Source organism: Arthrobacter sp. Hb9-2 (assembly GCF_059091165.1).
In genome coordinates, this window is sequence record NZ_JBNHGJ010000056.1 from 1 (window position 1) to 10365 (window position 10365).

Here is a 10365-nt window from a genome sequence, read left to right on the forward strand (position 1 = left end):
ACCGGTTCAAAGCCAAGGCCCGGGCCTGGCGGGAACGCCATCACCCGGAGAGCCTGGAGAAGCGGCACGCCAAGAGTGTGGCGGACCGGCGGGTCGAATTCTGGCCGGACAACGACGGGACGGCCTGGATCGCAGCCTGCCTGCCCGCGGACCAGGCGTCCGCCATCTGGGACCGGCTCACCACCATCTCCCGGGAAATGCAGGGACCGGACGAAACCCGCACCCTCACCCAACTCCGGGCCGATGTGGCTGCGGGCTGGCTTCTGGGCGGCACCACCACCCAGATCCCCGCACCCCGGGCGCAGGTGCTGGTCACCGTGCCGGTGTTCTCGTTGCTGGGCCTGACCGATGAACCGGCGATGCTGGACGGGTTCGGCCCGATCCCCGCCTCGATGGCCCGGAACCTCGTCGCCAACGGGGCGCATTCCTTTTACCGGGTGCTGGTCGATCCGCGGGACGGGGCACCGTTGGAGATCGGCCGCACCAGCTACCGGCTGACCAAAGCCATGCGGAACTGGCTGCGGCTGCGGGACGGCAAATGCCCGTTCCCCGGCTGCAGCAACAACTCCCTGGAAAACGAAGCCGACCACATCCTCGCCTGGCACCAAGGCGGCACCACCGGAATATCCAACCTCGGCCAACCCTGCCCCAAACACCACAAACTCCGCCACACCAGCGGCTGGAAACCAACACTAGCCACCACAACCGAACCACCCGGCTGGACCTCACCCACCGGCAGGCACTACAAAAGCGAACACCAGAACTGGGAACCACCAGTGTGGCCTCCCGGGTCCCTGCCGGCGGAAAAGAGCTACTTTGAAGCGGTTCTTGTGGAATACGTAGTTAGCTAAGGTGCTCTCTCGCGCGGGTGGCGCCGTGCCTATGGCGGCCGCGTCCGCTTCACGCCCGAACAACCCGGTTCAGCCGCAGCAAGAAACTCAATCCGCGCCGGGAAGACTCACTTCCACGAGCCCACCGGTGACGCGGGTTTCGAACCGCGGTTGCCTGGCGGTGGCGGGCCCTGCCTGGACTTCTCCGGACCGCAGCGAGAAGGTGCTGCCGTGCCACGGGCAGACCACGCACGGGTCGCCGTCGTCGTTAAGGCTGCCGCCCTCTAGCTTGCCCTCGTGAAGCGGGCCGGAGAGGTGGCTGCAGACGTCGGACAGCACGTTGACTTTCTCTGCCTCCCTGAATACAAGCAACGGGAGTCCGGCCACCACCCGCTTGTGGAGCTTGCCCTCCGGCAGGTCCTCCAACGGGGCCAGGGCCTGCCAGCCGCTGGGGAAGCGGTGGGGAATGTCCTCGCTGTGGTTCACACCAGCCGCCTGGCGGTAGCTGAGATGGCCGCCCAGGAAGCCGCCAAAACTGACCACGCCCAAGCCCATGTAGGCGAGCATCTTGCCTACGCCCTGCTGCCCATTTGCCCGCGCCACCAGCGAAGCACTGTAGAGACTAACGGCGGTGATGTTGGCTGCCGCATGGACCAGGCCCACCCGCTGCTGCTGGCTGTGCAGCTGCGACCAGTCCATGAAACCTGCCACTGCGGAAGGCACGGCAGCGGCAGTTCCGACGCCGATCAGCACCGCTGCTGCCCGCTCGTTGCCAGGCAGCGCATCAAGGACTGCAGCTGAAATCCAAGAGCCCAGCGGAACCTGAACAGCGAGTGGATGTACAGGGTGGCCGATGGGCACTCCGTGCAGGATGTCGCGGGCCCACTGCGGACGGATCGTGCGTTTTACTACTTTCCGGACCTTCTTGGCCACGGGATCGAGCCACTCGGCATCTTCCAGCCGGGCAACAAGTTCAAGTGCAGGCAGCGGTTTCATGTGAGTCCCTTACCCCGTTCGTCAAAGTCCAGTCGATTGTCCAGGTCCAGCCGATGCCCGAGAGCCTAGCCGCTGGCGCACGCGAGGGACAGGGGTGCCCGGCAGCAGCGCCACGCAAAGCGCGCGGTTCAGCGCAGCGGCGACCCCAGCACGGAGAATTGGTGGCCGCCCATCTCACCGGAGAGCAAGGGCATCGCCTCGGCGATGGCTGCCCGCACACTGTCCAGCTGAAGCGAGGCCCGGTGCGCTTCCGGTGATTCCCACAATTCGGACACAAATACCGTGTCCGGCACCTCGTCATTGACGCCCACCTCGTACAGCAGGCAGCCTGCCTCCTTCAGCCCGGCGATGGGCCGGAGCAGGATGGACACGACGGCATCGCGCTGCCCCGGCTTGGTTCCAAGACTTCCCACATTCGCAAAGGTCATGGAGACAGTGTGCAGCATGGGGACGACAAGAACCGGAATCCGCCGCCTTGACGTAGAAAGTTCGCTGACAGGCGTGATGCAGCCGCCCCGCTTGGGTAATTTATTGGTGGCAAAGCAGTCGGCCAACAGGCAGCCCAAGAGAGCCACTTCCATGAAAGCGAACGCCGGCATCCTCCATCTCTCCCCAAAGACCTGCGCCCGCACGGGTGCTAAGACCACCTGCTGCCGCAACGGGGGCAGCAGGTGATAGCGGCCCCGTAAGAGGGGCCGCCGCGGCGGACCGGAACCCTTTGAATACCAAGGGTCGGGGTCCGCGGGCCACGAAGTATTAAGCGAAAGGAGTTGTGGGGATGAACAACAGCATTCTGCGGCGGACGGGTTCGGACATCTCTGAACCTCTCCGGCGCTTCTTCGAAGGGGACCTTGATCCGTGGCTCCGGACTGAGGAGTACAAGGAAAATGGAACTCTGGTGATCAAGGCTGAAGTTCCCGGCATCGACCCGGACAAGGACGTGGACATCACCTTAACCGGAGACCAGTTGCGCATCACGGTCCGGCACGAGGAGAAGTCGGAGCACACAGGCAAGGAAGGGTACCGCTCGGAATTCCGCTACGGCACATTCTCCCGCTCCATCACCCTCCCCGGTGCTGCTGACCAGACAGAGGTGAAGGCCACCTACCGGGACGGCATTCTCGAGGTCCGGGTGCCGCTGCCTGACCAGGGTGCCGCCGAGCGGCGGCGGATCCCCATCATCCGCGGCTAGCATCACGACGGCGGCGCACGGCCGCCGTCGTAATCCGCGCCTTACTGGCATGCCAGGGCTCCCTAACTTTCCTGCGTTGCCCACCGCCGCCATGCCCGCTCCCGGCCTCTGTCACACCGCTGTGCTTGGATGGAGTTCTCTTACCGGGGATGGAGGCGGGCATGGAAGTGTGGACGGGGAGCCCCTACCCGCCGGGTGCCACCTATGACGGCAGCGGCACGAACTTCGCGGTGTTCAGCGAGGCGGCGAGCGCCGTCCATCTGTGCCTCTTCGACGACGACGGCGCGGAGCATCGCATCAGCCTGGAGGCCGTGGATGCCTTCGTCTGGCACTGCTACCTCCCGCATGTCCTGCCGGGCCAGCTGTACGGCTACCGGATGGAGGGCGCCTATGATCCCGCCCGCGGCCTCCGCTTCAACCCGCACAAGCTCCTGCTCGACCCCTACGCCAAGGCAACCACCGGCGATATCACTTGGGGCCAGCCGATGTTCTCCTATAACTTCGGCGACCCCACAAGCTTCAACACGGAAGACTCCGCCCCCAACACGATGAGGTCCGTGGTGATCAGCCCGTTTTTCGACTGGCAGCACGACCGCCCGCCGCGTATCCCCTACAGCGACAGCCTGATCTACGAAGCCCACGTGAAGGGCTTGACGATGAGCCATCCGGAGGTGCCGGAGCGGGAGCGCGGCACCTACGCCGGTATCGCCCACCCCGCCGTCATCGAGCACCTGCAGAAACTTGGCGTGACGGCGATCGAACTGATGCCGGTTCACCAGTTCGTCCAGGACAGCACACTGAAGGACAAAGGCCTCAGCAACTACTGGGGCTACAACACCATCGGATTCTTCGCCCCGCACGAGAGCTACAGTTCCAGCACCAGGCCGGGGCAGCAGGTGCAGGAATTCAAGGCGATGGTCCGCTCCCTGCACGCTGCCGGCATCGAGGTGATCCTCGACGTCGTTTACAACCACACCGCCGAAGGGAACCACCTGGGACCCACACTGTCCTTCAAGGGCATCGACAACCAGGCGTATTACCGGCTGGTTGACCATGAGAAGCAGCATTACCTGGACTACACGGGCACGGGCAACACCATCAATGTCCGGCACCCGCACGCCCTGCAGTTGATGATGGATTCGCTGCGGTACTGGGTGCTGGAAATGCATGTGGACGGGTTTCGCTTCGACCTCGCCTCTGCGCTGGCACGCGAGTTCTACGAGGTGGACCGGCTGTCGAGTTTCTTTGACCTGGTCCAGCAGGATCCCGTGGTGTCCCAGGTGAAGCTCATCGCCGAGCCATGGGATGTGGGCCCCGGCGGGTACCAGGTAGGCAACTTCCCGCCCCTTTGGACGGAATGGAACGGCAAGTACCGTGACGCCGTCCGCGACTTTTGGCGCGGCGCACCGGCCACGCTGGGTGAGTTCGCCTCCCGGCTGGCAGGTTCCTCCGACCTTTACGAAAGTTCAGGACGCCGGCCTGTGGCATCGATCAACTTCGTGACGGCCCACGACGGCTTCACTATGCGCGACCTGGTCTCCTACAACTCCAAGCACAACGAAGCCAACGGCGAAAACAACAACGACGGAGAATCCCACAACCGCTCGTGGAACTGCGGGGTGGAAGGACCCACCACGGACAGCGGCATCCTCGCGCTGCGGGCCCGCCAGCAGCGAAACTTCCTGGCGACACTCCTCCTTTCCCAAGGCGTTCCCATGGTGCTGCACGGCGACGAACTCGGGCGCAGCCAACTGGGGAACAACAACGCCTACTGCCAGGACTCGCCGCTCTCATGGATCAACTGGGAGGAAGCGGACCAGCCCCTGGTGGAGTTTCTTGCCGCCGTCTCCAGGCTGCGCCGGGAGCACCCCACCTTCCGCCGCAACAGGTTCTTTCAAGGCCGCCCCGTCCTGCGTGGCCTCGGCCAGCCACTGCCGGACATCGTCTGGCTCGACAAGGACGCTTCTGCCATGGTTCCCGGCGACTGGGACAACCCCCTCGCCAGGGCTCTGGGTGTGTTCTACAACGGCGCGGCGGTAGGCAAGGACCACCGCGGCCGCATGATCCGCGACCACAATTTCCTGCTGTACTGCAATTCCGGCGACGATCCGGTGGTTTTCACGCTGCCCAGCGCAGAATACTCGCCCAGCTGGGAGCAACTCATCGACACAGCCGGTGAACACGCGGACACCGGTCTCCTCCACGCCAATGAGACCGTCGAACTGGTAGGAAAGTCCCTGCTGGTGCTTCGGGCCTACACCAGCCCGCCCAAGAAGCCTGATCACTCCGTCTCCGCTTCCCTGGCACTGCTCACAATGCCGGAGCAGCGGGAGTCACCGAAGACGGAGGTCACTGGGCGCGGATAATCCAATCGCTGTAGCACCGGCGGTTCTGGCGGCTTGGCCCGGGGCGTGCAGGTGATGGATGCGCTGGCGATTGCCGTGGCCGGAACGGGCGCCCTGGACTACTGCGGAGGAGGCGCCAGGCCGGACCCTCCGCCTGACCGGTTCGAACCGCCGTCCTGACCAAAAAGCAGTCAGATCAGCGCGTGCATCCCATGGCTTCTCGGCCGCCCGAACGAGGCGGCGCCGAGGAATTCGACGGCGACAAAGGGCTCATCCCCCACCACCCATTCGTCGTGGCCGGGAGGAAGCGCATACGTGTCGTTCGCGTGGATCATGGACCGCCCGCCGTCCGCCGTTTCAATCTCCAGTTGCCCTGAGATGCAATAGCCGAGGTGGTGGTGCTCGCAGTAGGTTGTCAGTTCGGTGGGCTTGGCGGACTCCGACCAGCGCCAGCCCGGCGCAAGGATCAGCCGCGCCACCGAATAATCATCTACGGTCACAAGGTCGAACTCCGCCTTGTCGGGGCAGCGCTTCCTGTCAGGAACATCAAACGACTTCACTGCCAAAGCTCTGATGAAATTTGCGGTCATTCGGACACAGCCTATGGATGGAGGTGGACGTCTGGCGGCGAGCCAGGCGATCTGTTCGGATACCGGCGAGCGGTTAAGAATGGCGAGACCAAGTAGCTGCATGCGCCTTTACCCCCGGCGACACACCCGCTCACCAGAGGTGATGGCGTATCTACAACCGTAGCCCTGCGGCACCTGAAGTCAATGGCTCAGCGGATGCCGTGAGGCTCCGGGCCTAACGGCCCCCAAGCTCTTCGCGGAATGGGCCGGCGTGCCACAAAGAGCCCAGCGAAGTGGCAGTGCACCCCTTTCGTCCCAGTCCCCTTGACTCCCCCACCCCGCTTTCCCTACACTTTTCATAAAGCAGAATCTAAATTCCACAAAGCGGAAACGGCGATGCGGCCGGCAAGCAAAGGGAAGATAGATCAAAGCCCCTCCTCGGAAGGACCTACGATGACGTACACAGTGAACTGCTCCATCCTCCTCACGGAGTTGCCCCTGCTCGAGCGCCCCGCGGCAGCCAAGGCAGCAGGCTTTGACGCTGTCGAGTTCTGGTGGCCCTTCGAAAGCTCCGTTCCCTCTGACGCGCAGGTCGCCGAATTCGAGAACGCCATCAAGGATGCCGGCGTCCAGCTCACCGGCCTGAACTTCAACGCCGGCAACATGCCCGGCGGCGACCGCGGCCTCGTCTCCTGGAAGGGACGCTGCTCCGAGTTCAAGGACAACATCGACGTGGTGGCCGGCATCGGCGAACGCCTGGGCTGCAAGGCCTTCAACGCCCTCTACGGCAACCGGCAGGACGAATTCACCCCCGAAGAGCAGGACGAACTGGCCGTCAAAAACCTCGCCGCAGCTGCAGAAGGCGTCGCCCGGATCGGCGGAACCGTCCTCCTCGAACCGGTCAGCGGCGCACCCAAGTACCCGCTCCTCACGGCCGAAGACGCACTCAAGGTCATCGCCCGCGTCAAGGCGGAATCCGGCGCCACCAACATCAAGCTCCTCGCCGACTTCTACCACCTCGCAGTCAACGGCGACGACGTCGAATCCGTCATCGAAAACCACGCCAAGGACTTCGGCCACATCCAGATCGCCGACAACCCCGGCCGCGGCGCACCCGGCACCGGCACCCTCCCGCTCGGCGAATGGATCGCCCGCAGCCGCGAACTCGGCTACCAAGGCTACATCGGCCTCGAGTACAAGGAACCGCAGGAAACCGCCTTCAGCTGGGCCATCCGCCAGCCGGCCACCGCGTAGTTCCACCAAGCTCAACCGCCCGCACCACACACAGACTTCCAGAAAGAGAACCATCATGAGCAACGTTGCAGTAATCGGACTCGGAATCATGGGCCTGCCCATGGCCATCAACCTGGTCAAGGCCGGCCACACCGTCACCGGCTTCAACCGCAGCCAGGACAAAATCGACAAGCTCGTCTCCGAAGGCGGCAAGGGCGCCACCAGCATCGCGGACGCCGTCAAGGATGCCGACGTCGTTATCACCATGGTCCCGGACTCCCCCGATGTTGAGGGCGTCGTCAGCGGCAAGGACGGCATATTCGCGAACGCGAAGAAGGGCACCCTGTGGATCGATGCCTCCAGCATCCGCCCGGACGTCGCCAAACGCCTCTCCGACGAAGCCCGCGAAGCCGGCATCCGTGCGCTCGACGCCCCGGTTTCCGGCGGCGAACAAGGCGCCATCGACGCCGTCCTGTCCATCATGGTCGGCGGCGACAAGGAAGACTTCGACGCCGCCTCGGACGTCCTGGACGCCGTCGGCAAAACCATCGTCCACGTCGGCCCCTCTGGCTCCGGACAGACGGTCAAGGCAGCCAACCAGCTGATTGTCGCCGTCAACATCGAGGTCCTCGGCGAGGCAATCGCCTTCCTTGAGGCCTACGGCGTGGACACCGATGCCGCCCTCAAGGTCCTCGGCGGCGGCCTGGCCGGCTCCAAGGTCCTGGACCAGAAGGGCCAGAAGATGCTCGACCGCAACTTCGACCCCGGCTTCCGTCTCGCCCTCCACCACAAGGACCTGGGCATCGTCACCTCCGCCGCCCGCGAAGCCAACGTCGCCGTACCCCTCGGCGCCGTCGTCGCACAGCTCGTCGCCGCCACCGTCAACCAGGGCGACGGCGGCCTGGACCACTCCGGACTCTTCAAGCAGGTCCTCCAGCTCAGCGGCCGCGAGTAACCCCGGCCCCAGCCGCCCAGCACACAAAGTTTTTGTCCAGATAAGCAGGCTTTCACGACCTCTAAGTCTGCATATCTGGACAAAAACTCCCTTCAGCACACCCAAAAACAGACTTCCCCCAAACAGACTTAAGTAGGAGCACACCATGAGCAAGATGCGTACCGTTGATGCAGCGGTGGCCATCCTGGAAAAGGAAGGCGCCATCGAGGCGTTCGGCCTGCCAGGCGCCGCGATCAACCCCTTTTATTCCGCAATGCGGGCCCACGGCGGCATCCGCCACACCCTGGCCCGCCACGTTGAAGGCGCAAGCCACATGGCCGACGGCTTCAGCCGCGCCAAGGACGGCAACATCGGCATCTGCATCGGCACCTCCGGCCCCGCCGGCACGGACATGATCACCGGCCTCTACGCCGCCTGGGCCGACTCCATCCCGATGCTCTGCATCACCGGCCAGGCACCCGTTGCCAAGCTGCACAAGGAAGACTTCCAGGCCGTGGACATCGAGTCCATCGCCAAGCCCGTCACCAAAATGGCCATGACCATCCTGGAGCCCGGCCAGGTTCCCGGCGCCTTCCAGAAGGCCTTCCAGCTGATGCGTTCCGGCCGCCCCGGCCCGGTCCTGCTGGACCTGCCCATTGACGTCCAGCTGGCCGAGATCGAATTCGATATCGAGACCTACGAGCCCCTGCCCGTCGAAAAGCCCAAGGCCTCCCGCAAGCAGCTGGAAAAGGCCCTGGACATGCTGACCGCGGCCCAGCACCCGCTGATCGTGGCCGGCGGCGGCATCATCAACGCCGGCGCCTCCGCGCAGCTGGTGGAACTGGCCGAGATCCTCAACGTTCCGGTCATCCCCACCCTGATGGGCTGGGGCAGCATCCCGGACGACCACCAGCTCATGGCCGGCATGGTGGGCCTGCAGACCTCGCACCGCTACGGCAACGAGAACTACCTGCAGAGCGACTTCGTGATCGGCATCGGCAACCGCTGGGCCAACCGCCACACCGGCGGCTTGGAGACTTACACGGCAGGCCGGCAGTTCGTGCACATCGACATCGAGCCCACGCAGATCGGCCGAGTGTTCTCCCCGGACCTGGGCATCGCGTCCGACGCCGGTGCGGCGCTGGCCGGGCTGGTTGAGCTCGCCCGCGAGCGCAAGGCGGCAGGGTCCCTGCCGGACTACAGCGCCTGGGTGGCTGAATGCCAGGAGCGCAAGGCCTCCCTGCACCGCAAGACCCACTTCGAGAACATCCCCATCAAGCCGCAGCGTGTGTACGAGGAGATGAACAAGGCTTTCGGCCGCGACACCATCTACGTGTCCACCATCGGCCTGTCCCAAATCGCCGGCGCGCAGATGCTGCACGTGTTCGGCCCGCGCAAGTGGATCAACGCCGGCCAGGCAGGTCCCCTGGGCTGGACCGCCCCGGCAGCGCTCGGCGTCGTTCGCGGCAAGCCGGACGAGACCGTGGTTGCCCTCTCCGGTGACTACGACTTCCAGTTCATGATCGAGGAACTGGCCGTGGGCGCACAGTTCAACCTCCCGTACATCCACGTGGTGGTGAACAACTCCTACCTGGGCCTGATCCGCCAGTCCCAGCGCGGCTTCAACATGGAACAGAACGTGTCCCTGGCGTTCGACAACATCAACTCGCCCGAGACAAACGGCTACGGCGTGGACCACCTGAAGGTGGCCGAGGGCCTGGGCTGCAAGGCCGTCCGTGTGGAGGACCCCAAGGACCTGGCCGCCGCGTTCGACAAGGCCAAGGCACTGATGGGCGAGTTCCAGGTGCCCGTGGTGGTGGAAGTGATCCTGGAAAAGATCACCAACATCTCCATGGGTGTGGAAATCAACGCGGTAAACGAGTTTGAGGAACTGGCCGAGACCGCTGCCGACGCCCCCACCGCCATCCTGGCATTGCAGGGCTAAACATGCGCATCGTCATTGCCCCGGACAAGTTCAAGGGATCCCTGTCCGCCCCGGAGGTCTGCACTCACTTGGAAAAGGGGCTGCAGCGCGGGGCGGGCGGCAATCTTGACGTGGTCCGGATTCCCGTAGCCGACGGCGGTGAGGGCACCCTCGACGCCGCCGTCGGCTCGGGCTTCACCCGCCGCAGCGCCGTGGTTGCCGGACCCACCGGTGAACCGGTGACGGCCGAGTTCGCTGTCCGGGGCAATGAGGCGGTCATCGAGATGGCGGCGGCCTCGGGTTTGGCCCTGCTCCCCGCCGGCGCGCTGGTTGATGATCGGA

10 protein-coding genes are annotated in these 10365 nt (G+C 64.6%); 7 read left to right on the forward strand and 3 right to left on the reverse strand.

What is annotated here, in order from left to right:
* Positions 1 to 851, forward strand: an 851-nt coding sequence (locus AC5RV1_RS20380; protein ID WP_493995811.1) for an HNH endonuclease signature motif containing protein, incomplete at its 5' end; no start/stop codon positions are given.
* Positions 852 to 938: 87 nt separating this feature from the next.
* Here the strand turns inward: AC5RV1_RS20380 and AC5RV1_RS20385 are convergent.
* Complete coding sequence (locus AC5RV1_RS20385; protein ID WP_493995812.1) at positions 939 to 1826, reverse strand: Rieske (2Fe-2S) protein; 888 nt, start codon at positions 1824 to 1826, stop codon at positions 939 to 941.
* Positions 1827 to 1954: 128 nt separating this feature from the next.
* Complete coding sequence (locus AC5RV1_RS20390; protein WP_493995813.1) at positions 1955 to 2254, reverse strand: putative quinol monooxygenase; 300 nt, start codon at positions 2252 to 2254, stop codon at positions 1955 to 1957.
* Positions 2255 to 2604: 350 nt separating this feature from the next.
* Here AC5RV1_RS20390 and AC5RV1_RS20395 point away from each other — a divergent pair, with 350 nt between their 5' ends.
* Together AC5RV1_RS20395 and glgX are read left to right on the forward strand one after the other, a co-directional pair.
* A complete protein-coding gene (locus tag AC5RV1_RS20395; protein WP_493995814.1) occupies positions 2605 to 3018 on the forward strand; it encodes an Hsp20/alpha crystallin family protein in 414 nt (137 codons plus the stop codon).
* Between the two features lie 161 nt (positions 3019 to 3179).
* Positions 3180 to 5384 (forward strand): glycogen debranching protein GlgX, encoded by a 2205-nt coding sequence (gene glgX / locus AC5RV1_RS20400; RefSeq protein WP_493995815.1) that lies wholly within the window; start codon positions 3180 to 3182, stop codon positions 5382 to 5384.
* Positions 5385 to 5554: 170 nt separating this feature from the next.
* Here glgX and AC5RV1_RS20405 read toward each other — a convergent pair whose 3' ends face one another.
* The gene (locus AC5RV1_RS20405; RefSeq protein WP_493995816.1) at positions 5555 to 5953 is read right to left on the reverse strand and encodes a cupin domain-containing protein; all 399 of its coding nucleotides are present in this window, start codon (positions 5951 to 5953) and stop codon (positions 5555 to 5557) included.
* A gap of 432 nt (positions 5954 to 6385) precedes the next feature.
* Between AC5RV1_RS20405 and AC5RV1_RS20410 the strand changes: the two genes are divergently transcribed.
* From AC5RV1_RS20410 to AC5RV1_RS20425, 4 genes are all read left to right on the forward strand, one after another.
* Complete coding sequence (locus AC5RV1_RS20410) at positions 6386 to 7186, forward strand: hydroxypyruvate isomerase family protein (RefSeq protein WP_493995817.1); 801 nt, start codon at positions 6386 to 6388, stop codon at positions 7184 to 7186.
* A gap of 52 nt (positions 7187 to 7238) precedes the next feature.
* The gene (locus AC5RV1_RS20415) at positions 7239 to 8120 is read left to right on the forward strand and encodes a 2-hydroxy-3-oxopropionate reductase (RefSeq protein WP_493995820.1); all 882 of its coding nucleotides are present in this window, start codon (positions 7239 to 7241) and stop codon (positions 8118 to 8120) included.
* 145 nt (positions 8121 to 8265) lie between these two features.
* The gene (gene gcl, locus AC5RV1_RS20420; RefSeq protein WP_493995818.1) at positions 8266 to 10044 is read left to right on the forward strand and encodes a glyoxylate carboligase; all 1779 of its coding nucleotides are present in this window, start codon (positions 8266 to 8268) and stop codon (positions 10042 to 10044) included.
* Between the two features lie 2 nt (positions 10045 to 10046).
* Positions 10047 to 10365, forward strand: a 319-nt coding sequence (locus AC5RV1_RS20425; protein WP_493995819.1) for a glycerate kinase, incomplete at its 3' end; no start/stop codon positions are given.

What these genes read in the sequence shown, in the direction of transcription:
- AC5RV1_RS20385 (WP_493995812.1), bottom strand. Translation starts at nt 1,826, where the DNA reads ATGAAACCGCTGCCTGCACTTGAACTTGTTGCCCGGCTGGAAGATGCC.
- AC5RV1_RS20390 (WP_493995813.1), bottom strand. Translation starts at nt 2,254, where the DNA reads ATGACCTTTGCGAATGTGGGAAGTCTTGGAACCAAGCCGGGGCAGCGC.
- AC5RV1_RS20395 (WP_493995814.1), top strand. Translation starts at nt 2,605, where the DNA reads ATGAACAACAGCATTCTGCGGCGGACGGGTTCGGACATCTCTGAACCT.
- glgX (WP_493995815.1), top strand. Translation starts at nt 3,180, where the DNA reads ATGGAAGTGTGGACGGGGAGCCCCTACCCGCCGGGTGCCACCTATGAC.
- AC5RV1_RS20405 (WP_493995816.1), bottom strand. Translation starts at nt 5,953, where the DNA reads ATGACCGCAAATTTCATCAGAGCTTTGGCAGTGAAGTCGTTTGATGTT.
- AC5RV1_RS20410 (WP_493995817.1), top strand. Translation starts at nt 6,386, where the DNA reads ATGACGTACACAGTGAACTGCTCCATCCTCCTCACGGAGTTGCCCCTG.
- gcl (WP_493995818.1), top strand. Translation starts at nt 8,266, where the DNA reads ATGAGCAAGATGCGTACCGTTGATGCAGCGGTGGCCATCCTGGAAAAG.